This window comes from Vibrio sp. B1FLJ16, from assembly GCF_905175385.1.
In the GTDB taxonomy this organism is placed as follows: Bacteria; Pseudomonadota; Gammaproteobacteria; order Enterobacterales; family Vibrionaceae; genus Vibrio.
In genome coordinates this window covers 1,786,645-1,810,860 of the sequence record NZ_HG992749.1, presented here as the reverse complement: position 1 = coordinate 1,810,860, position 24,216 = coordinate 1,786,645, and the positions used below count along the sequence as shown (strand labels likewise).

Below are 24,216 nucleotides of genomic sequence, written 5' to 3'. Positions count from 1 at the left end.
GAGCAATGATATGAAGCCATCCATTAATCAATTCAACTTAGCGCTAGCATTTACCGCTTTGCTTTCTTTTTCTGCATCCGCTTATGACGTTCGTTCTGGCGGGAGAACAAGCGTTAAAAAAGACGGCGCGAATGCCTATTCTCTTCCAGCTGCGAATTTACCAATGAGCAAGCGACTGGATTTTAGTGTGGGGAATAGCTTTTTCAGAAACCCTTGGGTGCAAGCTCCCGCCTCAACCGACGCACGTGACGGTCTTGGGCCACTATTCAACACCAATGGTTGCCAAAACTGCCATATTAAAGATGGCAGGGGCCATCCGCCGGAAGAAGGTGACATTCATGCGGTTTCAATGCTAGTGCGTCTGAGCATCCCTGCGGTAACACCAGAGCAAAAAAAAAGCATACATCCTTGATGGCGGTATACCTGAGCCGACCTACGGCGGTCAGTTACAAGACTTCGCCCTTCAGGACCAGAAGCCAGAAGGCAAAATCAAAATTACATATAAGGAAGTTCCGGTACAGTTTAACGATGGCACAACGGTGACGCTGAGAAAACCGGACCTCAAGATAACGGACTTAGGTTACGGAGCTATGCATCCGGATACTGAGTTTTCTGCTCGTGTTGCACCGCCAATGATTGGCTTAGGGTTATTGGAAAGCATTCCTGATGAAACGTTGCTTGCCTGGGCGGATGAAAACGACAGCGATAACAATGGTATTTCAGGCAAAGTGAATAAAGTCTGGGATATCGAGAAAGGAGATTTCGCACTCGGTCGATTTGGCTGGAAAGCGGGCCAACCGACGTTGATGCAGCAAAATGCAGCAGCCTTTAATGGCGATGTCGGTTTGACAAGTCATTTGTTCCCAAATGAAAACTGCACTTCAAAGCAGACAATCTGTAAAGAGTTGCCAAATGGTGGTGATCCAGAGGTAAGCCAGAATATATTGGACTTTGTTGAGTTTTACAGTCAGCACTTAGCAGTGCCGATTCGTCGCAATATGGACGATCCTAAAGTTCAGCTCGGTCAGAAACTTTTCGCGTCGTCCGGTTGCGAAAGCTGCCACAAAACCAACGTAAAAACCGCAAAGCGCTCAGGTTTACCAGCGCTTTCTGAGCAAAATATTCACCCATATACAGACTTGCTACTACACGATATGGGGGAAGGGCTCGCGGATAATAGACCTGAATATCTTGCAAACGGTCGTGAGTGGCGTACTCCGCCTCTATGGGGATTAGGATATACCGAAGAAGTTAACGGGCACACATACTATCTGCATGACGGTCGCGCACGTAATGTCATGGAAGCCGTACTTTGGCACGGTGGTGAGGCGGAAGCTTCCAAGCAAAACGTATTGGCTTTAAGCAAGAATGAGCGTGATGCCCTTATTGCTTTCTTAGATTCTTTATAAGGAACTCATCTTGAATAAAACACTATTAGTTAGTTCTGTGACTGCAGTACTCGGCCTGACTGGTTGTCAATCGACATTGAGTTCAGAAACAAGCATTGCTGAGAAAACGAACCATATTTCGCAAAGTGTGTATGAAGTTGAGTATCAGTCAGCACACAGGTTTTTAAACCAAAGTCAAAAACTAAAGCAGAGTTTCAGTGCCTACTGCCAAGCAGAAAACAGAGACCAGACAGCAGTCAAACAACAATGGCATGAAACCATGCGAGCGTGGATGGCTTTGCAAGGGCAGGAGAGAGGCCCTGCCAGGGCATTAGAGCAAAGCTGGAATGTGCAGTTCTGGCCGGATAAGAAGAACACGACGGGTCGAAAAATGTCTTCACTCATCAACGCTGACCATGCTTGGATCTCGGAACAGATATCGACCCAAAGCGTTACTGTACAAGGGCTAGGTGCTCTTGAATGGCTGCTTTATGATGAATCTTCAACACTAGCTACTAACGATCTAACCTGTTCCACAGGCGTATCAATTGCACAAAACTTACAAGACAAAGCACAAATCATCGCGGACTCTTGGGCTCAGAATCCATGGAAGTCGCTGAAAAAGACCGAGTGGGAATCAGAATATATTTCACTGCTGTCTAATCAGCTTGAATACAGTATGAAGAAGCTAAGCCGCCCAATGGCGAAAATCGGCCACCCAAGACCTTACTTTTCTGAGTCGTGGCGGTCAGGCACCTCTTTGGCGAATTTGAAAGCGAATCTACAAAGCATGCAAGCCCTGTATCTGGCCAACGGCAGTGGTTTGGATTCACTTTTACGAGAGCAGGGTAAGGTAGAGTTAGCTGATAGAGTTGCTCGACAGTTTGAGCTGACACTTGATACCTGGCCAGAAGAGCAGAGCCTGTTTACAGCGTTACAAACCGTCGATGGTTATCGCAATGTATTGGCTCAATACAATAAGTTAGAGCAGCTGAAGTACCTTATCCATGAAGAGGTAGCGATCGAGCTTGGAGTAGTTATAGGATTCAATGCTACCGATGGTGACTGATAAAACGCGTCGTACTTTACTCAAAGCCGCATTATTTGGTGCGGCCATGCCAATACTGCCGTTTGGTTGTGCGGCAACTGAACGACGGATACCGGCTTTAATCGGCTGCTCTATTATAGGACGGGATAAATTTGCTGCGGTCGTTGCAGACGAGCATGGTATGCCGATTTCCACATTTCCCATTCCTGAGCGCGGTCACGGTGTCGCGATAAATCAACACGGTCATGCGGTGGTGTTTGGTCGCCGTCCTGGTACCTTTTTTATGGTATTTGACTATCGTACCGAGCAAGTGATTAAACTTCAGCCTGCTTTAGGAAGCCGCCACTTCTATGGTCATGGCGTTTACTCGCACGATGGGCACTATCTGTTCGCAACGGAAGGCGAAAGCGGGACGAGTCGCGGTATTATCGGCGTTTACGATGCGCGTAACCAATATCAAAAAATCGATGAATTGTCAGGCTTTGGGATAGGCCCGCATGAAGTCATTATGATGCCTGATGGAACATTAGCGATTGGTGTCGGTGGGGTACATACTAACGGGCGGGAGCCGCTGAACCTAGAGTCAATGACACCCACCCTTAGCTATCTTTCTCAGGACGGAGAGTTGCTCGACCAAGTCTCGTTGTCCGACCATAAACTGAGCATTCGCCATTTGGCTCACGATGGATCTGAAACCGTGCTATGTGGGCAGCAATATCGAGGGGAACCTGATGAGTATCCGGCACTGATCGCTACGCATAAGCGCGGTGAAGGTATGTCTGAACTGAGAGCAGAGCCTGAGCAATGGGCACGGTTCAACCATTATGTCGCCAGTATTGCGGCAACCAAAGACTGGATTTTGGCTACCTCTCCTCCCGGGAATTGCTATGGTATTTGGTCTAAAGAAACGGGTGAACTGGTAGAACTGAACGCACTGCCTGATGCATCAGGCGTTGTTATCTATGGTGATGAGTTCCGCGTCAGTTCAGGCGCAGGTAAAGTGGTTGAACAGTTGCCGGGAGAGTTTAAGAATACCTTCTCAAGCGGAATACAATGGGATAATCACTGGTCTAGGATTAGCTAATATTCATCTGGTTTTATACTGTGCTGTAAAACAGATTGAGCAAAAGATTATTGGGATCTTGTTTTTAAATCTGCAAGACATGGGATCTTTGCCATACTTTTAATATCGTTAGATAGAGAAAGGGGCGTCTCAGTGTTTGCTAGATTAATGATAATAACAGCACTGTTAGTGCCGTTTTGCAGCTTCTCTACTACAGTTTCGTTCGATAATGCGTCAGAAACAGAGCAGAAAGGAGCGGTACACCAACTCTCAATTGAAAAGATGATCCACTATCCAGGGGTTATCGATCAGTTATACCAGAGCACCAATTATCGCCTGAACTGGAAAAACGAAAGTGATATAGAGCAATTCATCTTTCAGTTAAAACTGGTCGCGCTTGCAGATGTCACAAGAGAGTTTGAGAATCAAGTACAGAGAATTAATCAGATCAGATTTCATGGTGATAATCTAGATTTTGATCTGGTTATGACTGACTCATTACTTATGTATTTGAGCTATCTCGAGCAGCTTCCACTCCAAGGGGTTAATTGGTTGTTTGCTAACAAGACCAACGTAACACTTCCTTCTCCAAGTATCGAAACACTCTCAGTTCTTAGTAATGAACTTACGGTTGGTAAGCTAGGTAGTTTTTTGGCTAGTCTTCGTTCGCCGCTGCAAATGAACTCCGACTTTAACGCCGCTTTCTCCTCGTTGACAGAGCATACGCAATACCAGTATCCGTTATATCTGCAATCGGGTTCTCTGAAAGTTGGGGAGCCGATGAAAAATAAAAGTTGGTTGGTCGAGCGTATAGCCGTAGTGGGCGTTGATGTTAGTTATGTTTCTTTGGACAAACCGTGGTACGACGAAGACCTGGAACTGGCGATAAAAGAGTTTCAACGAATACATGGATTGAAAGAGGATGGTGTAATAGGGCCAAATACTCTACGCTGGATAAACTTTTCTCCAAAGCAACGTTTACATTTGCTCGCACTTAATTCAGAGCGGTCCAGGATCTGGGCAAAAGAGCGCGATAATGTCGTGTTTGTTAACGTTCCGGGATATCAGGTGACATATTGGCACGATGGCAGACCTCTGTTTGAATCGAAAGTCGTGGTTGGAAAGAGCTCCAGAAAAACGCCAATTATGACCGTTAACATGGAATCGGTTATTTTGAATCCAACCTGGAATGTGCCATGGAAAATCATGGTGAAAGACATCATTCCTAAAGTTAAACGCAATCCAATGTACCTGGTTCATCATAACATTGAAATTATCCGCTCCTGGACGTCTCCTGAAGTTATTGACCCGACAACGATTAATTGGGCTGAGGTCAACCCCAGAACTTTCCCTTACCGTATGCGGCAAGACTCAGGAACCAAGAACGCACTGGGGCTCTACAAGTTCTATATGCCAAATCCACAGGCGATTTATATGCATGATACCCCAAGTAAGTACTTGTTTGAGAAGGACCGACGCGCATTCAGTTCTGGCTGTGTCCGAGTGGAAAATGCGGATCAACTTGCGGAAATGCTTTTTAGAACGCAAGGACTGGAAGAGCGTTTCGCTAAGAAGAGGGAAAGTGCATACCGCTCATATAGTTCGAACACGTCAGTTCCATTAGGTGAGCGGATTCCGGTGCATTTCATCTATCAAACTGCTTGGCTGGAAGAGGGAGTACTGAATTACCGCGATGATATTTACTCTTACGATAGTAAAGGGTAAGCGAGTGTACCGCTTTGCTAAAACGTGTGTTCGAGAGTATTTTTCGCTAAACCAGCATTCAGTATTATTTAGCTGAAAAATTTTGAATAAATTTACATTGCTGAAAATTTACTTGCCGTTCAATAAGTAAACAATCTGCCGTTGTCGATTGGTACGTTCTATGCTGGTTGGTGCGTTTGACGACAGTGACTCGTTTGGTTACTTTTCACTGCTAATGGAGTTTTTAGAGCAGTGTTTCAATAATGGTAAGTCGTAATTTTTCTCGTCGTGATTTCCTTAAAATGACCGCTGGCGGTATTGTTTTGTCATCTGCTATGCCAACGTTTGCGTGGGCGTCCCTTCCCGATAAACCCCGTGTTTTGGCAATGAACAACCTTAATACAGGTGAGCAATTAGAAACGTGCTATTTTGATGGCAACGGGTACGTGAAAAAAGAGCTTCAAAGGTTAGATCAGTTCTGCCGCGATCACCGCCGCAACGAGGCTTTTCCGATGGATCGCCGATTGTTTGATCAGATCAGCCAAATTCAGAAGCTGATAGGTAAAGACTCTGAAGTTGTTGTTATCTCAGGCTATCGTTCACCTGCAACAAACACCGCTTTGCGCAGCCGTTCATCCACGGTGGCGAAGAAAAGCTTTCATATGCAAGGTAGGGCCATAGATTTCCGCTTGGATGGCGTCAAGTTGTCTACCGTTCGTGAGGCTGCGTTGAGTTTGAAAGCAGGGGGAGTCGGCTACTACCCAAGTAGTAACTTCGTTCATATTGATACAGGACCAGTGCGTTCTTGGTAAATAGCTTATTCTTGAAGTCACCTAGGCTTAGTGTCATAGTTGCCAAAGTTTAAACGTAATTTTATGTGTTAATAGGTTCTCTATGTCTCTGCAATATCAAATTGTCCCTGTGACTTCTTTTTCTCAAAACTGTTCTATCGTCTGGTGTGACGAAACAATGAAAGGCATCGTGGTTGATCCGGGTGGCGACGAAAAGCAACTTGCGATGCTAATTAAAGAGCTGGGTGTCGAAGTGGTGAAATTGGTATTGACGCATGGCCACTTAGATCATGTTGGTGGTACTCAGCCTTTAGCTGCATTGCTAGGCGGAACAGAAATTGTAGGGCCTCATAAAGCTGACAACTTCTGGTTACAAGGCCTTGAAGGGCAGAGCAAAATGTTTGGTTTCCCTCTTACGGAAGCATTTGAACCCCATCAATGGTTAAATGAGGGTGACGTTGTCACTTTTGGTAATCAAGTTTTGAATGTCATCCACACTCCGGGGCATACACCTGGTCACGTTGTGCTTTACAGTGAAGAAGCGCGCTTAGCGTTTGTGGGGGATGTTCTGTTTAACGGAAGTGTTGGCCGAACAGATTTCCCGCAAGGTGATTTCAATACATTGATCAGCTCGATAAAAGAGAAATTGTGGCCACTTGGAAACGATGTCACTTTTGTTCCTGGTCATGGCCCGCAATCTACTTTTGGTCATGAGCGCAAAACTAACCCGTTTGTTGCTGATGAGATGCCACTTTACTAATAACAGACGTTAAAATTAGTCCGGCTCGGCTGCTGCTAAGTAGCGCCGAGTCAATCCGACAAAGTCTTCTGCTTCTCTGTCTAAATCACTGGCAGAGATAAATATGTCATAACCGTAGAAATCTCTTTGATATTTCATTCGGTTTGCTAGCATAGCCTGCAACCCTTTATATTGCATGCCGTTACTATTGGTGTACGGACTTGGGTCCAACACCATATCCTCAAACTTTTCTTCACACTTATTTTGTCTCGCCCCTAAATAAAGTAATGCTCGTTGGCCAAGAAGTATCTCTGTGGCTATCCGGGGACATATTGCGTCAAGGTAAGGGGAGTAGTGTTTTAAACGGACACCAATCCAAGGAAGGGGCTGATACCAACCATCCTGCTGGTATCCACATATCCCAATTGACTCGATGTTGCGCCAGCGTACTACCCAACCACCTTTAAACAAATGTTGCTGAAAATGCGTTGCGGTTAGAGTGAAAGCGACCTGGCTTTTTTTAATCATCAGTACAGCAAAACCAACGATGGCGGACATCAAAATTACAGACAGCATGGCTTGTTTCCATCCCGGTGCCATCAAAACCAGAAAGAGGGTAATCAGAGCGACGAGCAGTAAGATGATTCTGGTAGTCGGGGAGTCAGATTTAAAATGTGAGTTCGTCAGATACAGCGTTTCCATACCATCTACCTCATTAGCAACTATCTTGTTAGATAGGAGAATAAACACACCACTGTTATGTGTGAAACTAAGTGCATCTCGTAGGAAAGAAGCCTCTGTTTTTATATCCAGTATTCAATAAGAATAAGCACAATTTGTTTGATTAAATAGTAGTCGCTCTGCACTTTGGACGCATTTTTCCTCTCGTTTAGACGCCAAAACCTACAAATTGCTTGTGAATTTTGGTATAAAACGCGCTTCAAATTTTCATCCCTGCTGAGATGCAGTGAACTGGAGAAATATTCAATGAGACTTGCTCATAAGCGTAAAGTGCAAATGAAACTGCAAAAGCGCACTAAAGCGACAGTAGCAAAGACTGCTGCGGTACAAAAACCAGCTAAGCCTGTTGCTGAAAAAGCAGCGCCTTCTGTAGCAGAAAAAACTGTTGCGGAGAAAGTAGTAGCTGAGAAGAAAGTTGCTGTAGCGAAAACTGTTGATGTTGCCCTGACTCCTAAGCAACAACAAGTACTGGATATCGTTGTGGCGAATGCGGAAGGTATTAATCCTAAAGGTATCGGTCTGGCTGCGGGTCAGGAAGAAGCGAAGGCGGCATCATGGGCTACAGGCGCATTGAAGAAGCTTCTTGAAGAAAACCTAGTTCAAAAAGAGCAGTTAGCAGGTAACAAGGTTATCTACAAAGCAGTGTAATAGCTGCTGTATATCCAAATAACTTCAGGATGGCCGATTCCTCCTGAAAAGTTACTTCGGTATCATTCTGTTTCTAATAGAAACTATCTAATACCTCGACGAATGTCGGGGTATTTTTTTAGGTTGAATTTATCCAGTTCCATTCATTCGTTCGGCTAGTCTAGCTTCGTCAAAATGCCTTTTGTCACATTTCTTTAAATACTATGCAAATTTTAGGAAAATTAACGCGTACGTATTAATCTCGCTATGAGATTTTGCTTCCAAACTAAAAGATGCCTTTTTTCAGGAGTATGTCGTGGTTTATGGAATAAATACTACGTGTTTATACGTAAGACCAATGGCTAATATCAGGTTTGTCACTAAAAGAAACTGCGTGTTCACGCCGATTTCGAAATAAACATTATTGTTACATCTTTAGCACCAAGTTACGTCAGGTGATGACAAGAGAGCGCATTGGTACCGTTTAAGAAGCGGTCAGATGACACTCATTTTGTTTTTAGTTGGTCGTAATAAAAATCCTTATCAAACGGATGATAACAATAACCTTGGTGACAAAGGACGTGAACGATGAGTCTAATCCAAAAATCTTTGAAACGAGTGCTTAAAGCGACTGCTGTAGTTGCAGCGATGACGTTAGCCGCTACTTCTGCTAATGCTGCTGATAAAGTGTACCGTCTTAAACTTGCTGAAACTTGGGGGCCTAACTTCCCAATCTTTGGTGATACAACTAAAAATATGGCCAAAATGGCAGAGGAGATGTCGAACGGACGTCTTCAAATCCGCATTGATTCAGCTAACAAACATAAAGCGCCATTTGGTGTATTTGACATGGTCAAATCAGGTCAGTACGACCTGGGACACTCTGCTTCTTATTACTGGAAAGGCAAAGTACCAAACACACTTTACTTTACCTCTATGCCATTCGGTATGCTGCCAACAGAACAGTATGCCTGGTTCTACTACGGTGGCGGTATGGAGCTGATGGAGAAAGTGTATGCTCCGCATAACATGATGTCATTCCCTGGCGGTAATACGGATACTCAGATGGGTGGCTGGTTCCAGAAAGAGATTAAAACACTGGATGATCTTCAAGGCCTGAAAATGCGTATTCCGGGTTTTGCTGGCGAAATCTTAGCGGAACTGGGAGCGAAACCAACCAACATCGCACCTGGCGAGCTATACACCTCTTTAGAGCGCCGCACAATCGATGCTCTAGAGTGGGTTGGTCCTTCACTGGACTTACGTATGGGTTTCCACAAAATCGCGCCTTACTACTACACAGGTTGGCATGAGCCAGCAACAGAGCTTCAGTTCCTTGTAAACAAGCGTACCTGGGAAAAGTTACCTGATGATCTCAAAGCAATCTTACAAGTAGCAATGAAAACGGCTGCTTACGACATGTACACTCAGTCTAAGCATGAAAGCGGTAAGAACTGGGCGTCTATCAAGTCAGAGTACCCGAACGTAGAAGTTAAAGATTTCCCGCCTGAAGTTATGGCTGCAATGGCAGAAGCCAATGACCGACTTCTTAAAAAGCACGCAGATGAAGATCCGTTGGCGAAAGAGATTCAAGAGTCACAAGCGGCTTACATGAATCAAGTACGTCCATGGACCAATATCTCACAACGCGCTTACCTAAACAGCCAGGCTGATTAGTAAGTCTATACGCTGACCAAGCTATATCGTTTGGTCGGCGATGAAGCCCAAGAAAACTTCTTTTGAAATCATAATAATGCTCCGTGAAAGAATTTGCGGAGCCCATCATACGTTCCACGGAGTTCGGAATGAGAAGTCTTATTTATATTGAGCGAATCTTTAACCGCTTCAGCGATTTTTTAGGTTGGCTGTCCAGCATCCTATTTATCATTTTGCTATTGAACGTGGTTTATGACGTCATCATGCGTTACGTGTTTAACGATGTATCTATCGCCTTTCAGGAGATGGAGTGGCACCTATTTGCGTCGGTATTCTTACTTGGTGTGCCATACGCCATTAAATCTGGCGGCCATGTTCGGGTCGATATTTTCTATGAGCGTCTGTCTTATAAAGCGCAATCCATCATCGACATTATAGGCACGCTACTTTTCCTGTTTCCTTTTTGCTTATTGGTTGCGTGGTTCGGAATCGACTTTGCTAAAGAGAGTTATGCTCTGGGCGAAACATCGGGCGACCCAGGTGGTCTTCCTTATCGCTGGATAATTAAAGCCATGATTCCAGTTTCGTTCTTCTTTATGGCGGTCAGTGGTATCGGTTTGCTGCTGCACTCTATCAATAAGATTGTTAACCCCCACCTCATCTATGCCGGTACTTCCGGTAAGTCGTAAAAGGAAGTCATTATGATCGGTATAGTGATGTTTTTCGTAGCCTTGTTTGCGCTACTTTTAGGTTTCCCTGTCGCCTTTACTTTTGGCGGTATTGCCCTGATTTTTGGTGTCTGGGCAGAAGGTATCGAAATGTTTGCCTTCATGCCATATCGCATTCAGTCCATCATGCAAAATACGGTATTGATGGCCGTACCTCTGTTCGTGTTTATGGGGCTGGTTTTACAAAAAACCAAACTGGCAGAGCAGCTGCTTGAATCAATGGGGCGCTTGTTCGGTGGCGTTCGTGGCGGTATCGCAATTTCGACGGTACTTGTAGGTGCTTTGCTTGCAGCCTCAACTGGTGTTGTTGGTGCATCTGTAGTAGCGATGGGCTTAATCTCGCTGCCAGTAATGCTCAAATATAACTATGATAAAGGGCTTGCCTGCGGAACCATCTGTGCGTCCGGTACGCTGGGGCAAATTATTCCGCCGTCTATAGTTTTAATCTTGTTAGGTGACGTGCTCGGTGTACCCGTTGGTGACCTTTTCCAAGCCGCAGTATGGCCGGGTATAACACTAGTCGTTGCGTATGTTATCTACATTCTTATCTACGCAAAATTTAATCCCGAGGCTGCTCAGCCTATTGAACGTGACGAATCTGTCAGTCGACAAGAGGAAGTCATCAGCGCGCTGAAAGCCGTGCTACCACCACTTGCGTTAATCGTAGTCGTATTAGGTTCTATCTTTGCCGGTGTTGCTACACCAACAGAATCTGCTGCTCTGGGCGGCGCGGGTGCAATCGTGCTTGCACTGCTATACAAGCAGTTCAGCTGGTCTATGGTTTATGATGCTTCGAAAGAAACCGTAAAAGTAACGGCAATGGTATTCGCCATTTTGCTCGGTGCGACTGCGTTTTCAATGGCCTTTACCTATACAGGTGGTGACTACCTGGTTGAAGAATGGATGCTCAGTATTCCTGGTGAGAAGTGGGGCTTTTTGATCATAACTATGGTCGTCATTTTGATTCTGGGTTTCTTTATTGATTTCGTAGAAATCTGTTTCATCATTGTTCCTATTATTGCCCCTGTTGCTGAAACGCTGGGCATCAATATGACTTGGTTTGCGATTCTCGTAGCAATGAACTTACAGACATCCTTCTTAACCCCGCCATTCGGATTCAGCTTGTTTTACCTGAAAGGGGTGGCACCTTCCGGCGTCACAACGCGTGATATCTATAGGGGGGTAATGCCGTTTATTGCTATCCAGATTGCTGTACTTGCGTCACTACTATTCTTCCCAGGCTTCTACGGTATGGGTTAAAAAGAGATTTTGTGAACTGAGAGTTTCCACCTTCTGAAACAAGTTGTTAAGCTGTTTGTCAGTTGAGCGTTCGGCAGCGGTTTCATGGAGTGAAGGGATGCCTCTCAAAGCAAAATTAATTCTGCTGGCACTGATACCTGTGGTATTGGTGTCAGCCAGTATCAGTTGGATTTCGATCTACCAGGCAAAAACTCTCGGCCAGCGAGAGGTAGAACTCTTTCAACAAAATCTCATTCAATCAAAAGAAGCAGCACTGAAAGACACAGTGAATGTTGCTTTTGACTCTATCTCACATATCTATAACGACCCGACCATCGAAGAAAGTGTTGCCAAAGAGCGTGTAAAGGCGATTTTGAATCGTTTAACTTATGGCTCAGATGGCTATTTTTTTGCTTACGACAAATACGGTACTAACCTTGTTCATCCTGCCCAACCGAATTTGGTGGGACAAAACTTATTAGGCCTAAAAGATGAGAATGGCGATCGGCTCATCGAAGCTTTGCTGTATCAGGCACAATCCGGCGGTGGGTTTCACCAATATTTGTGGCAAAAACCGTCGACAGGGGAAGTTGTTCCTAAGTTGAGTTATTCAGGGTGGTTAGACAAGTGGGAATGGATGGTTGGAACCGGATTGTACATTGAAGATGTGAGCCGTGAAGTCGCAACTATGCGCGCAGCTGTAAATAAAAATATTGAAACTACTTTTTTCTCGGTGGTTATAATTCTGGTCGTGACGGTCGCGGTAATTATTGTGCTCACTCTTGCTATTAATCTGCATGAACATCGTTTGGCCGACAAGAACCTTAAAGAACTCGCCCATAAAACCGTGATGTTTCAGGAAGACGAGAAAAAGCATCTTGCTCGTGAGCTACATGATGGAATTAACCAGTTGTTGGTTTCCAGTAAATGCCATTTAGACCTGATGAGTCATCGTCTGGAAGATGAAAAACTCAAATTACATTTAGAGAAATCCCAACGTTCATTACTCACAGCGATTAACGAAGTCAGGCATATTTCTCATCAGCTACGACCTAGTGCACTAGATGATATAGGCTTAGAGGCTGCACTGACGACCTTACTTCAGGATTTTCACTCACATTCCGGTATTGATATCGACAGTCATTTTGATACCCAGCAACAGCGTCTGAGCTCTGAAGTGGCTACGACTCTTTATCGTATTGCTCAAGAGTCGTTAAACAACATCGAGAAACATGCAAAAGCAAAGAAAGTGACGGTTACTCTGCAAAAAATGGGCAATATGCTCCAATTGCTGATCCGTGATGACGGGATAGGTTTTATTGTAAACCAGGCAGTACATCGTCAGGGAATAGGGCTCCGCAATATGCAGGAGCGCGTAGAGTTTATAGGTGGCGAGTTTGAGCTTATCAGTGAGCTGGGCCTCGGGACGGAAATTACAGTGCTACTGAATTTGGATGAATTAATTTATGGGTAAGATTAGTGTTCTGATCGTCGATGATCATCAGGTTGTAATAGATGGCTTTCTGGCTCGTTTGGAATTGGAATCCGATATTGAAGTTGTCGGTACTGCTAGCAACGGAATGGAAGCCGTAGAAATGGCTAAATCGCTTCAGCCCGACGTTATTCTGATGGATATCAGTATGCCTATAATGAACGGGATAGAGGCGACGGGTATCATTAAAGAGGAGTTACCCGAGAGCAGAATTCTGATGTTAACCATGCATGATAATCGAGAGTACATCATGAAGGTCATGCAAGCGGGAGCAGTGGGTTATATGCTCAAAGAGATCTCAGCAGAAAAAATGGTGCAAGCGATCAAAACCGTGAATCAAGGTTCGACATATTTTTGCGAGTCGGTCACGCAAACACTTTTCACTCAAGAAGTTGCGCCTGTAACTCAAAGACCTAATCCACTGAGCCGTAGAGAAGAAGCCGTTTTGAAGCTTGTTGCACAAGGTCATAGCAGCAAAAAGATCGCTTCACTGCTGAATATAAGTTACCGGACGGTAGAGACTCACCGTCATAACATCAAACATAAGTTAGATCTACATTCGACGGCTGAGTTGGCGAAATATGCATTTGAAACGGGGTTAACGTAAGAAGGCATTGTTGAAAAGTGCCCGCTTGATGCGGGCGCTGAGATTTGTAAAGAGTGCGTAACTATTCTGCTTTAGTGATGCTGCCAATCTCAAGCATTGGCGCTACATCAATGTCTTCAGCGTTCATCATGGTCGAGATACGCTGTACAGAAGATAAAAGAAGAGATTGTTCCCATTCTTCCAGCTTCTGAAATCGGTTAATGAAGTGTTCTTGCAGAGGGGTAGGCGCTTGTTTCAGAACCTCTTGCCCCTTTTCTGTCAGTACAGCATGTACTTTTCGTTTATCTTCGACACTACGACGTCGCTCTACAAACTGATTACGCTCTAATCTATCTAGAATGGTTGTCGCCGTTGCCTGACTCATATTGGTATGGCTAGACAGCTGCTTGATAGTAACGTTGTCTAGTTCGTCGATAGCACGCATTAAAATCAACTGAGGTGCAGTCAGACCAGACTCTTTGCTCAGCTTTTTAGAATGTAAATCAATAGCGCGGATGATCTGACGAATCGAGACCAATACTTCTTCGTATTTTTCCAATTTATTCATCCAGTCTGTAGTAACAATTAACTAGGCGACACTAACTCAAAAGCCTTGTTATTTAAAGCTCTGTATTAAAAATACCTCGATAATCTTTCACTACTCGCTCGGGTGTTCTAATTTGTTTGTATACTCAAATAAGCGGCTTGTTGAGCTCACTTTGATATCGATGTCAGAGCAACTAACACACCAAGACTTAGAATTATTATAGCAACAATTATTTGTGGTCTAATTAATAAAGCAATCAGTCGCACTGTTTTGGTAGGAAATTTCTGATGTTAGAGTAGTAAATTAGGTTTTTTTTCGCGTAATTCTAGACAAAAACACCTCAAATGTTAGGATCTTAGGCTTTAAGAAGATGTGAAGTGTATCGTGTTCGAACTATTTTTCTGTTTGATGCGTTAGAGATTACAAGAGTTAAGAGAGGGACCATGACAAAAGGTGTAGATAAGTACAGTATCGACAGTACTGACTATACAGTGGGTCAGGATAACGTTCAGAAATGGGGCTTTGATGTTCACAACCCTGTTTTTGGCATAAGTGCGGGCTTTATTGCGCTGTTTCTTGTTGCCGCTTTGGTACTGGATGCACACACTGCTAAGACGGTACTTGATGGGATCAAATGGCAGATCATTGGCACATTTGATTGGTTGTTTATTATTTCGGGTAACATTTTCGTTATTTTCTGTTTAGCGCTGATTGTTTCTCCGCTGGGCAAAATCCGTTTAGGCGGCAAGGATGCGGTATCTGATTACTCGTTCATGTCTTGGCTTGCAATGTTGTTTGCTGCAGGGATGGGTATTGGACTTATGTTCTGGAGTGTTGCGGAGCCTGTGGCTTACTTCACCGGGTGGTATGAAACACCACTTGGTGTTGAAGCGAATACACCGGAAGCAGCAAGACTGGCACTTGGTGCCACTATGTTCCACTGGGGCCTTCACCCTTGGGCAATTTATGGTGTAGTAGCTCTTTCTCTGGCATTTTTTTCCTATAACAAAGGACTGCCACTGTCGATGCGCTCGATCTTTTACCCGTTACTAGGTGATCGTGCATGGGGTTGGGCTGGACACATTGTTGATATTTTAGCGGTATTGGCTACCTTATTTGGTCTGGCGACCTCGCTGGGTTTAGGTGCACAACAGGCTGCGAGCGGTATTCATCATGTGTTTGGTATCGACTCGGGTATAGGTCTTCAGGTTGTCGTGATTACAGTGGTTACACTGTTGGCGGTGATCTCAGTGGTACGCGGTATCGATGGTGGTGTGAAAGTCATCAGTAACATCAACATGATCGTGGCTTTCTTGTTGCTGATTTTAGTCGGTTTGATTGGTTGGGCGACGACGCTTGGTTCGATTCCGACGACATTAATGGCGTACGCAGAAAATATTATTCCACTAAGTAATCCGTTTGGTCGTACCGATGAAGCGTGGTTCCAGGGGTGGACTGTATTCTACTGGGCTTGGTGGATTTCATGGTCACCATTCGTTGGTATGTTCATCGCACGTGTTTCTCGTGGTCGTACTGTTCGTGAGTTCATTACTGCAGTTCTTCTAGTACCTACTGCGGTAACGGTTGTTTGGATGTCAGTGTTTGGTGGTCTCGCGATTGAGCAGGTCGTTGATAAAGTCGGTGATCTTGGCGCAAATGGTCTGACCGACGTTTCACTAGCAATGTTCCAAATGTTTGATTCACTGCCATTCGGTCATATCTTGTCAGTCATTGCGATTGTTTTGGTACTGGTATTCTTCATTACCTCTTCAGATTCAGGTTCGTTGGTAATTGATAGTATTACTGCTGGCGGTAAGGTAGATGCACCGGTACCACAGCGTATTTTCTGGGCAGTAATGGAAGGGGCAGTTGCAGTTGCTTTACTTTGGGTCGGTGGCTCAGAAGCAGTTCAGGCTCTGCAAGCTGGTGCTATTTCGACGGCATTACCTTTCACTGTTATCCTGCTTGCAATGTGTGTCAGCTTGCTGATGGGTATGAGAACCGAGCGTCAGTAAACAATACCGTCCGTACAAAATTGTAAAAGCCAGCTAAGCTGGCTTTTTTGTGCGAATTTTCTGACGCAGACAAAATAATGACGCTAATAATCCTATTGTTTACAAGGGCTTATGCCAGAACCTAAAGTTGTAAAATTTAGTGAATAGTTGTAGGAATGTGTGTAATATTCACGCTCCTTGGTTGTCCTCCCATTTTAAAAATAAATATGAAACTTTCACTAAAACAAAAGCTTATTGGAGCGAGTCTGTCCGCTGTTGTCGTAATGGCTGCAGCGCTTACTTGGTTGTCGGCTGGTCAATTGTTTGATCAGACTTCTTCAGGTGTCTATTCCCGGGCACAAAGCCTGAGCACTGTCGCGTCAGAAGGAATTTCTGACTGGGTTACGATCCGTAAAGACATTGCTAGTGCATTTAACGATTACTCAACTGAGCAAGATGTTGTACCGTTCTTGCAGCAAGCACGTAAGGCGGGTGGTTTTGATGACATCTTCCTTGGTACGCCGAAAGGCGATATGTTCCGTTCTCACCCTGAACGTAATCGTGCGGGTTATGATCCGAGAACCCGTCCTTGGTATAAAGATGCTAATGCAGCTGGTAAGCAGATCATTACTGAGGCTTATCAGGATGCAATTACTAACGCACTGTTAATCACGATCGCTGAACCAGTAATGAAAAATGGTCAGTTTGTTGGTGTAGTGGGTGCAGATGTACTTATCGATCAGCTTATCAATGACGTGATCAATTTGGATGCGGGTAAAAATGCCAATGCAATGCTGATTGATATGAATGACAGTACTTTCCTCGCGCATCCCGACAAAAGCTTAACACTAAAACCTATCACTACCTTATCAAAAGACTTTTCAAAACAAGCTATTGAGCGTGCTGCTGATGAAGCCAAAATTGAAAGCACGACCATTAATGGCGTAGAAAAACTGTACTTCTTCCACAAGGTAGAGGGAACACATTGGATGTTCGCGATAGAGATGGATCGCGCAACCGAAGAAGCGGCGAATACAGTGCTATTGCGTGATTTGCTGATCACTGCTGTGATGATCACTATCGCTGTCATCGCTGCTGTATCTTGGCTGGTGGGTTTCTTATTCCGCGACCTAAATCGTGTATCACAGGCACTAGAAGAGATTGCTTCTGGTGAAGGTGACCTGACTCAGCGTCTTGAGCCGCGTAGTGACGATGAAGTGGGTAAGTTGGCTGAAAACTTTAACCGTTTTGTTGGTAACATGCATACCATGGTAACGAAACTAAGCCATGTTTCTTCGTCTTTGTCTGAACAGGCTCGTACAACAGCTCAGCAAGCAGAAGAGCGTAGTCAGCGTATTTCTTACCAGCAAGATGAAATCAACATGGTTGCAACGGCTGTTAATGAAATGGCTGCAGCGACGCAAGAGATTGCAGGTAATGCAGACAGCACCGCGAGTAACTCGGAAGAAGCAGTACAAGCCTGTTCTCACGGTTCTAGCCAGGTGTCACAGACGCAAAGCTCTATTCAGAGTCTTGCACAAGAAGTTCAGGTCGCGACTGATGTTATTCAGGATCTGGAAGCGCACGGAAACAGCATTAATGCGATTCTTTCGACCATCCAGGGTATTGCAGAGCAAACTAACTTACTTGCGCTTAATGCGGCTATTGAAGCTGCCCGTGCCGGTGAACAGGGGCGTGGATTTGCAGTTGTTGCCGATGAAGTGCGTGTGTTGAGTCAACGTACACATGCTTCAACGAAAGAGATTCAAGAAACAATTGAATTGTTGCAGGGCACAACAGCGAAAGCTGTAGGGATTATGGGTGATAGCCGTCGTTTGGCTGACACCAGTGTTGATGACGCAAACTCAGCAGCAGTAAGTCTGACTCAGATTCACAGTGCAGTAGAGCAAATCAGCGACATGGCGACGCAAATTGCTTCAGCAGCGGAAGAGCAAGCGTCAGTTACTACTGAGATCACTCGTAACACCGAAGGCATCCGTGACGTTTCTAATGAACTGGCTACAGAAGCTCATCATGCCGCTGAGCAGGCCGCTCAGTTATCTGAGCTGTCACACGAGCTAGAACAAGAGATTAAACGTTTCAAGCTGTAGTTAATAAAGCTTTAGAAACGTAATTCAGAGTGAAATACGTTAACTGCGAAAATCAAAAGGAGCCGTTTGGCTCCTTTATTTTTTCTTTTACTTTAGCGTTATTTACAGCCAAAACTCACTGATGGCCTGACTATCACGATAATGATGAGCTATCTGTGCCTGAAACAGCTCAGCAGTTGCTATAGCATCCGTCAGGGCATGGTGAGGGGTGTAATCAGGTAAGCCATAGCGGCGTCGTGATTGTGCCAGCCTTAATGACTCCGGTTTTTTACCTTTTATCTTGTCCCACAGGCTACTGGTGAGATTTTTCTGAATATCTTCCTCAAGTTGCAAGGTATCCAGTACCGGGAATTCAATCCCTTCTCCGATACGATCTCTGAGTGCTTTATCAAGAAATTCCCGCTCAATACGGCGGTAATGCACGACGACTATTTTGCCACTCAGGCAAGGTAGCAGTTCGCCGAGAATATCGCCTAAATCCGGCGCGTCGATAAGTTCGCTATGCGTAATACCATGGATGATGACAGAATCTTCATCCAGTTTTTGTTTGGGTCTCACTTTCCAATGGCGGGATTCTCGCAAGTAAATCCGCTTTAAATTGAAAGGGACGAGACCGATAGTAATAATATCGTTTTCATCCGGGTCCAGACCTGTGGTTTCAAAATCTATCGCAACGAAATCCACCTCAGAAAGCGGCGTATCAGGCGCGGGCAGACCAGCGCTATAGTAGGCGACTAGATTTTGATCAGAAGTCAGCGCAAGCTTTTGCTCAAATTTAGAGTTCCATTGAATACTTGGTTTTTGAAAGAGCTTTTTCAACATGATAAACCTCACTGAAAGCTCTTGTTCGCTTGATAGCGGAATTTAAGGAAGTTCTGGCCGTTACTCAGGTTTTGGAATGCGTCCTTTAGGTTTCTACGTTCAAAATCGGACAAGCTCTCCGGCTCGATGTTGTTGTCCGGCTCAATACCCATCTCAACATCATAAGCCTGATGTCGGATCCTGACCATAGAGATAAACTCCAATGCGTCCTTTAGGTCCTGAGCTCGTCCTTTCGGCAAAATACCCGCATCTATAATGTCATCTAAGCGCTCGAAGGAATTTTGGGCACGCGAGCCAACAGCAAGTGCATGGACACGGATTAAGTCGACTAACGGAGCTGTACCACGACGTTTCAAGTTTATGGAGTTTTTATGCTGGCCGTCTTTCTCAACCACAAAGCTTTTGAAGAACCCGAGTGGCGGTGTGCGGTTAAGTGCGTTTCGCGCCAGACATGCGAGGAAACGATTGTTTTTACGTGCGCGACGCACAATGAAGCTGGTCAGTTGCTCTGCCCATTTCAGGCGACCGTAGACACCATCTAGATCGAAGAAAATGGAAGCGTTAAGCAGGGCTTTCGGGTTTGGGTCATCAATCCAGTCTGCAAAGCACTCTTCCCATTCTGATCGCGTCATGCGCCACATCGGATTGGTTGCCATGATATCGCCGGTACAATATTTGTAGCCACAAGCATCTAAGCCATCGCTGACAAATTTGGCTAGTTCTTCAAAGTACTTACCGTGTTTTTCTGCTTCATAGCTTTCGTCGAGAATGATTGCATTATCCTGATCTGTTACTAGAAGTTGCTCATCCCGACCCATCGAGCCTAAAGCGAGGTAACAGTATGGAACCGGTGGTGGACCAAGTTTTTCTTCGGCCATTTCTAACAAGCGTTGTTTGAAACTGCGGCCAATCACCGACATAGCAGTGCCTACCATGTGTGAGTTTGCGTCTTCGTTTACTAATCGAACAAAACTACTCTTTACTTCCTCAGCGACAGCAGCAAGATCTTCAATCGATTGTTGCTGGAAAATACTGCTCACTAACAGAAGCGAGTTTTGTGATTCATAGCGAACAATATCTGTCGTTTCAATAATTCCGATAGGCTGCTGGTTTTTGACTACAGGAAGATGGTGCACGTTGTAGCGCAGCATAGTCAGCATTGCTTCATAAATGTAAGCATTGTGGTCGAGCGAGATGACTTCGGTGGTCATCGCAGTAGAGACTTCATCTTGTGGTGATAGCCCTTCTGCTAATACCCTGGTACACAAGTCTCTGTCAGTAATAATACCTAATACCGGAGATTGCGGGTCATCTTCATCTCTTACAAAGTCTGGATCGATGACGAGCAGGGCAGAGACGTTCTCGTTTGCCATGATTTGCGCTGCTTGCTGTATTGTCTGGCCACGCTCAATGGTTGGTGTATCGCCGGTCAATAACGTCTTTACTTTCGAAGTTGTGAGATCATTGGCGTCTTTGTTCTCAGAAATTGCCTGGCGTAAACGCGCACTGTCTTCTACCTCAACAAAGTCGGCAAATGTGTCGAAATTGTCGTATAAATCCTGGAAAACATCACCAGGGATACAGTAGAGCAGAGTATCTTCTATCGCCTTGACTGGGAAACGAACCTTGTTGTTGGTGAGCAGGCCCATTTGGCCGAACAGGTCACCTTCATCCAGACGGTTATAGAGCTCACCTTTACGTCGGTACACTTCCACAACGCCACTGCGTACTACATAAAGGTCTTGAATGTCATCACCAAAATGGATTATGGGGGTATCTTGTCGGTAGTATGAGATCTCGACACTTTCCGTGACTTTACTTAGCTTTTCTTCAGGGAGTTCATTGAAAGGGGGATACTTGGCGAGAAAGTTAAAAATCTCAAGTAGCTCTGCATCCATCTGGTTGCCTTTTGATTTTCAGGTAATAAAGTAATCTTAACTTAGTTTTAAAACAGAGTCTTACTCGATTGCTGTTTTGGGGTATTAATCATAAGATTCTGACATCTGGCACGACAGAGCAATGCCATTCGTCTAATATCGAATTAATCTAGTGGGTACAGAGTTTTTAATAACTCTCAGAAAGGATATCGAATGTTGAGAAGTTTATTACTTGTTTCACTGTTAGCTGCTCCTGCCTTAAGCAGTGCTTCTGAATTGGAACAGGCTGAGAGATTTGGGTATGAGCACATTCATCTGAACATTGGTGCTGGCACAACAGACAAAGAGTGGTTAGAGAATTCTAACGTTACAACCATGGTTTTAGGTGGTAACTATCTGTATACGAATAACTGGCTATTTAACTTTGATTATACGGCGCAATTTTTTCATCCTGACACTTACACTCTGCGAATCGACCGCTTAACATTTGGTGGTGGTTACCGCTACGGCTTGGCACCACAATTTGATATATACGGCCTGTATCGATTAGGTGCGATAAAAGCAAAAGCGACCGATAACGACACAGATAAAGCCCTGGTATCAGACACCGATTTTATTCATGCTGCTGTTATTGGCGCGAGTTACCTGCTACGCGAAAACTTTATTGTAACTGCTGAGGCCGAAGCCAACCGCAGTGATATTGTTGATGAAAACAAAATAACCGTCGGTTTCAACTACCAATGGCATGACGTTATAGGTACGGGGCTTTACTACCAGTATCGAGATACCGATTATGCGGGAGCAAGCTCAGATTACATCAACGAGGTTGGTTTGAGTCTCAAGTTTCTTTACTAAGCGTGCGAACATCAGCGAAAAAACAAAAAAGGTCAGCGAGTGCTGACCTTTTTCTTAATGTGGGGCTACAGACTAAAGAACCGCTGCAATGCCTTTACATAGAGGGCCCATGTTTGACTTAGTCATACCAGCCACACTGATTCGGCCTGAGCCTACGATGTAAATAGCGAACTCTTCTTTCAGACGGTTTACCTGCTCTTTAGACAGACCAGAGAACGAGAACATGCCGTTTTGACGTTCGATGAAGCTGAAGTCTGCGTCTACGCCTTCCTCTTTCAGTGTCGCCACAAACAACTCACGCATCTCCTGGATGCGGTCACGCATTTCTGCGACTTCCGCTTCCCACTCTGCGCGAAGCTCAGCGTTGTTCAGGATGTGTGTAACCACTGCGCTACCGTGAGCTGGTGGGTTAGAGTAGATAGAGCGGATGATCGCTTTAACTTGCGAGAACGCTGTTGTTGCAACTTCTTCAGTTTCAGCAACAAGAGTGAAAGCTCCTACACGCTCGTTGTACAAACCAAAGTTTTTAGAGAACGAGCTAGCAACAAGGATTTCTTTGTTGTATTTAGCAAAAGTACGCAGACCCGCAGCATCTTCCTCAACCCCTTTCGCGAAACCTTGGTAAGCGAAATCAAATAGCGGCAGTAGTTTTTTCTCTGCAACTAGCTTAGCCAGTGTTTCCCACTCATCTGCTGTTGGATCAATACCCGTCGGGTTGTGACAGCAGCCGTGAAGAAGAACAATATCACCTTCTGATGCAGCTTGAAGGTCGCTAAGCATTGCATCGAAGTCTTTATCTTTAGTTTCAGCATTGTAGTAGCTGTATTGTGCTGTTTCGATACCAGCAGCAGTGAAAACACCGTTATGGTTTGCCCAAGTCGGGTTACTGATCCAGATTTTTACATCGCCTAGCTGACGCTTAATGAACTCGCCTGCTACACGCAATGCACCTGTACCACCAGGAGCTTGAGCTGTTTTAGCACGCTTGCCTGTAACAACTTCTGCGTTATCACCGAATAGCAGTTTTTGTACTGCCAGAGCGTATTCCGCTGTCCCTTCGATAGTTAGGTAAGATTTGGTTTTTTCAGTTTCAATCAGAGCTGCTTCAGCTTTCTTTACTGTTGCAAGAACAGGGGTTTCGCCTTGTTCGTTCTTGTAAATACCTACGCCAAGGTTGATTTTTTCTGAGCGAGTATCTTTTTTAAATTCTTCAGTAAGACCAAGAATAGGGTCGGCCGGAGCGGCTACTACTTTTTCAAACATAATCTTCATCCATGTTAATCGAAGGGTGTGCTCGTATTTATACCTTTCAGCATTACTTGTTACAACACTTAGTGTTAAGAAAACTTAAAAAAGATGCGATTTGAAATTGAAATCTACGATAAGCCAGACTTTTACTATGCAAACATAGCTGATAAAGACAGTTCGACGCGCGCTTTATCTCGAATTGGCGTTAAATTACCCATCTAATGCAATCGTTTTCTTTGTGGGCTAGGTTAAGCGTTGTTGTTACAAAAAGCTCACAAATTTTTTGTCCTGATTTAACAAATAGCCATTGTTGGCTCTATACAAATGGCGGTATAGGAATTGACACCGGAACATCAAATAAAGATGCAATCAATCTTCATTTCTTATTCATCTTAATAACCAGTTAATGCTGTATTTTTCAGGTTTACATGCATTGGGTTAAATATCCGAGCTGATGGTTCATTTTCTACATTAATATATCGGATGTGATAATGGATAAGGTTAAATAGAGGGGGGCTGGAACTTACCAAACTTAACAGGCTACAGTCGTACAGAACAACGACATTCGTTGTACCGAGTGGAGGGGTGCACCATCATCACTTACTCAGATTGCGGACTCAATGCAAATAGCATAGCTAATCATCGAGTTGAGACACTAGTTCGTCGACAACGATGCACAGAAAATACTTTTGATCTGTCAGCTAGTCTTACTTTTCTTCTTCGTCAGCACCTTCTTCATTAAGGTGTTTAACAATTGCCTCTTCAGCGTGTTCTTTTGTCGCTTCTTCACCCGGAGGCACGACGAGATCCGCTGTTTTGTGTACGCCCATTGCGTCTTCAGCTATATGGAGCCAATCGGGGTGCCAGTAATAAGGATTAGTGGCTCCGGGATGATCCCAGCTATGAACGCCTTTATGTGCACCTCTGTAAGAGAGGTCATCCATGGTAAACACTTTCATG

20 protein-coding genes and 1 pseudogene are annotated in these 24,216 nt (G+C 44.6%); 15 read left to right on the top strand and 6 right to left on the bottom strand.

Annotation, left to right across the window (positions count from 1 at the left end; genetic code table 11):
* Positions 1-10: 10 nt before the first annotated feature.
* From KHN79_RS08250 to KHN79_RS08225, 6 genes and pseudogenes are all read left to right on the top strand, one after another.
* Positions 11-1,409 (top strand): annotated as a pseudogene (locus tag KHN79_RS08250) (di-heme oxidoredictase family protein).
* A gap of 10 nt (positions 1,410-1,419) precedes the next feature.
* A complete protein-coding gene (locus KHN79_RS08245) occupies positions 1,420-2,457 on the top strand; it encodes an imelysin family protein (RefSeq protein ID WP_182008343.1) in 1,038 nt (345 codons plus the stop codon).
* Positions 2,438-3,520: a DUF1513 domain-containing protein gene (locus tag KHN79_RS08240; RefSeq protein WP_182008342.1), complete on the top strand. Its 1,083-nt coding sequence runs from the start codon at positions 2,438-2,440 to the stop codon at positions 3,518-3,520. Before KHN79_RS08245 ends, KHN79_RS08240 begins: the two co-directional genes overlap by 20 nt.
* 147 nt (positions 3,521-3,667) lie before the next feature.
* On the top strand, positions 3,668-5,224 hold the full coding sequence (locus KHN79_RS08235) for a L,D-transpeptidase family protein (protein WP_182008870.1): 1,557 nt from the start codon (positions 3,668-3,670) through the stop codon (positions 5,222-5,224).
* Positions 5,225-5,466: 242 nt separating this feature from the next.
* Complete coding sequence (locus tag KHN79_RS08230; RefSeq protein WP_182008341.1) at positions 5,467-6,015, top strand: DUF882 domain-containing protein; 549 nt, start codon at positions 5,467-5,469, stop codon at positions 6,013-6,015.
* Positions 6,016-6,097: 82 nt separating this feature from the next.
* Positions 6,098-6,754 carry an MBL fold metallo-hydrolase gene (locus KHN79_RS08225; protein WP_182008340.1) on the top strand — a complete coding sequence of 219 codons (657 nt, stop codon included), beginning with the start codon at positions 6,098-6,100 and terminating at the stop codon, positions 6,752-6,754.
* A gap of 15 nt (positions 6,755-6,769) precedes the next feature.
* Here the strand turns inward: KHN79_RS08225 and KHN79_RS08220 are convergent, their stop codons facing one another.
* Positions 6,770-7,435 (bottom strand): DUF2982 domain-containing protein, encoded by a 666-nt coding sequence (locus tag KHN79_RS08220; RefSeq protein ID WP_182008339.1) that lies wholly within the window; start codon positions 7,433-7,435, stop codon positions 6,770-6,772.
* A 285-nt stretch (positions 7,436-7,720) separates the two neighbouring features.
* Between KHN79_RS08220 and KHN79_RS08215 the strand changes: the two genes are divergently transcribed.
* The 6 genes from KHN79_RS08215 (at position 7,721) to KHN79_RS08190 (ending at position 13,823) form a co-directional block, all read left to right on the top strand.
* On the top strand, positions 7,721-8,122 hold the full coding sequence (locus KHN79_RS08215; RefSeq protein WP_182008338.1) for a MarR family transcriptional regulator: 402 nt from the start codon (positions 7,721-7,723) through the stop codon (positions 8,120-8,122).
* A gap of 567 nt (positions 8,123-8,689) precedes the next feature.
* Positions 8,690-9,778 carry a TRAP transporter substrate-binding protein gene (locus tag KHN79_RS08210; protein WP_182008337.1) on the top strand — a complete coding sequence of 363 codons (1,089 nt, stop codon included), beginning with the start codon at positions 8,690-8,692 and terminating at the stop codon, positions 9,776-9,778.
* Positions 9,779-9,906: 128 nt separating this feature from the next.
* Positions 9,907-10,446, top strand: coding sequence for a TRAP transporter small permease subunit (locus tag KHN79_RS08205; RefSeq protein ID WP_182008336.1), 540 nt, complete (start codon positions 9,907-9,909; stop codon positions 10,444-10,446).
* 12 nt (positions 10,447-10,458) lie between these two features.
* Positions 10,459-11,745 carry a TRAP transporter large permease subunit gene (locus KHN79_RS08200; protein ID WP_182008335.1) on the top strand — a complete coding sequence of 429 codons (1,287 nt, stop codon included), beginning with the start codon at positions 10,459-10,461 and terminating at the stop codon, positions 11,743-11,745.
* Between the two features lie 97 nt (positions 11,746-11,842).
* Positions 11,843-13,198 (top strand): cache domain-containing protein, encoded by a 1,356-nt coding sequence (locus KHN79_RS08195; protein WP_182008334.1) that lies wholly within the window; start codon positions 11,843-11,845, stop codon positions 13,196-13,198.
* The gene (locus KHN79_RS08190; protein ID WP_182008333.1) at positions 13,191-13,823 is read left to right on the top strand and encodes a response regulator transcription factor; all 633 of its coding nucleotides are present in this window, start codon (positions 13,191-13,193) and stop codon (positions 13,821-13,823) included. Before KHN79_RS08195 ends, KHN79_RS08190 begins: the two co-directional genes overlap by 8 nt.
* Positions 13,824-13,884: 61 nt before the next feature.
* On the opposite strand, the gene cosR is transcribed toward KHN79_RS08190, so the two are convergent.
* A complete protein-coding gene (cosR, locus tag KHN79_RS08185; protein WP_182008332.1) occupies positions 13,885-14,361 on the bottom strand; it encodes a MarR family transcriptional regulator CosR in 477 nt (158 codons plus the stop codon).
* A gap of 431 nt (positions 14,362-14,792) precedes the next feature.
* On the opposite strand from cosR, the gene KHN79_RS08180 reads away from it, so the two are divergent.
* Positions 14,793-16,364, top strand: coding sequence for a BCCT family transporter (locus KHN79_RS08180; protein ID WP_182008331.1), 1,572 nt, complete (start codon positions 14,793-14,795; stop codon positions 16,362-16,364).
* 206 nt (positions 16,365-16,570) lie between these two features.
* Complete coding sequence (locus KHN79_RS08175; protein ID WP_182008330.1) at positions 16,571-18,454, top strand: methyl-accepting chemotaxis protein; 1,884 nt, start codon at positions 16,571-16,573, stop codon at positions 18,452-18,454.
* Positions 18,455-18,556: 102 nt separating this feature from the next.
* Here KHN79_RS08175 and KHN79_RS08170 read toward each other — a convergent pair whose 3' ends face one another.
* Complete coding sequence (locus tag KHN79_RS08170) at positions 18,557-19,276, bottom strand: 3'-5' exonuclease (RefSeq protein WP_182008329.1); 720 nt, start codon at positions 19,274-19,276, stop codon at positions 18,557-18,559.
* A gap of 8 nt (positions 19,277-19,284) precedes the next feature.
* On the bottom strand, positions 19,285-21,174 hold the full coding sequence (locus KHN79_RS08165; protein ID WP_182008328.1) for a DUF294 nucleotidyltransferase-like domain-containing protein: 1,890 nt from the start codon (positions 21,172-21,174) through the stop codon (positions 19,285-19,287).
* A 192-nt stretch (positions 21,175-21,366) separates the two neighbouring features.
* Between KHN79_RS08165 and KHN79_RS08160 the strand changes: the two genes are divergently transcribed.
* A complete protein-coding gene (locus tag KHN79_RS08160; RefSeq protein ID WP_182008327.1) occupies positions 21,367-22,008 on the top strand; it encodes an outer membrane beta-barrel protein in 642 nt (213 codons plus the stop codon).
* A gap of 72 nt (positions 22,009-22,080) precedes the next feature.
* On the opposite strand, the gene KHN79_RS08155 is transcribed toward KHN79_RS08160, so the two are convergent.
* Positions 22,081-23,271: an amino acid aminotransferase gene (locus KHN79_RS08155; protein ID WP_182008326.1), complete on the bottom strand. Its 1,191-nt coding sequence runs from the start codon at positions 23,269-23,271 to the stop codon at positions 22,081-22,083.
* Between the two features lie 692 nt (positions 23,272-23,963).
* Positions 23,964-24,215: a hypothetical protein gene (locus tag KHN79_RS08150; RefSeq protein WP_182008325.1), complete on the bottom strand. Its 252-nt coding sequence runs from the start codon at positions 24,213-24,215 to the stop codon at positions 23,964-23,966.
* Between the last annotated feature and the right edge of the window lies 1 nt (position 24,216).

Excerpts from the sequence above, each read along its gene's own strand:
- KHN79_RS08155 (WP_182008326.1), bottom strand. The coding sequence starts at position 23,271 with ATGTTTGAAAAAGTAGTAGCCGCTCCGGCCGACCCTATTCTTGGTCTT.
- KHN79_RS08200 (WP_182008335.1), top strand. The coding sequence starts at position 10,459 with ATGATCGGTATAGTGATGTTTTTCGTAGCCTTGTTTGCGCTACTTTTA.
- KHN79_RS08160 (WP_182008327.1), top strand. The coding sequence starts at position 21,367 with ATGTTGAGAAGTTTATTACTTGTTTCACTGTTAGCTGCTCCTGCCTTA.
- KHN79_RS08175 (WP_182008330.1), top strand. The coding sequence starts at position 16,571 with ATGAAACTTTCACTAAAACAAAAGCTTATTGGAGCGAGTCTGTCCGCT.
- KHN79_RS08190 (WP_182008333.1), top strand. The coding sequence starts at position 13,191 with ATGGGTAAGATTAGTGTTCTGATCGTCGATGATCATCAGGTTGTAATA.
- KHN79_RS08215 (WP_182008338.1), top strand. The coding sequence starts at position 7,721 with ATGAGACTTGCTCATAAGCGTAAAGTGCAAATGAAACTGCAAAAGCGC.
- KHN79_RS08180 (WP_182008331.1), top strand. The coding sequence starts at position 14,793 with ATGACAAAAGGTGTAGATAAGTACAGTATCGACAGTACTGACTATACA.
- KHN79_RS08225 (WP_182008340.1), top strand. The coding sequence starts at position 6,098 with ATGTCTCTGCAATATCAAATTGTCCCTGTGACTTCTTTTTCTCAAAAC.
- KHN79_RS08230 (WP_182008341.1), top strand. The coding sequence starts at position 5,467 with ATGGTAAGTCGTAATTTTTCTCGTCGTGATTTCCTTAAAATGACCGCT.
- KHN79_RS08205 (WP_182008336.1), top strand. The coding sequence starts at position 9,907 with ATGAGAAGTCTTATTTATATTGAGCGAATCTTTAACCGCTTCAGCGAT.
- KHN79_RS08210 (WP_182008337.1), top strand. The coding sequence starts at position 8,690 with ATGAGTCTAATCCAAAAATCTTTGAAACGAGTGCTTAAAGCGACTGCT.
- KHN79_RS08195 (WP_182008334.1), top strand. The coding sequence starts at position 11,843 with ATGCCTCTCAAAGCAAAATTAATTCTGCTGGCACTGATACCTGTGGTA.
- KHN79_RS08165 (WP_182008328.1), bottom strand. The coding sequence starts at position 21,174 with ATGGATGCAGAGCTACTTGAGATTTTTAACTTTCTCGCCAAGTATCCC.
- KHN79_RS08150 (WP_182008325.1), bottom strand. The coding sequence starts at position 24,215 with ATGAAAGTGTTTACCATGGATGACCTCTCTTACAGAGGTGCACATAAA.
- KHN79_RS08240 (WP_182008342.1), top strand. The coding sequence starts at position 2,438 with ATGCTACCGATGGTGACTGATAAAACGCGTCGTACTTTACTCAAAGCC.
- KHN79_RS08220 (WP_182008339.1), bottom strand. The coding sequence starts at position 7,435 with ATGGAAACGCTGTATCTGACGAACTCACATTTTAAATCTGACTCCCCG.
- KHN79_RS08235 (WP_182008870.1), top strand. The coding sequence starts at position 3,668 with ATGATAATAACAGCACTGTTAGTGCCGTTTTGCAGCTTCTCTACTACA.
- KHN79_RS08170 (WP_182008329.1), bottom strand. The coding sequence starts at position 19,276 with ATGTTGAAAAAGCTCTTTCAAAAACCAAGTATTCAATGGAACTCTAAA.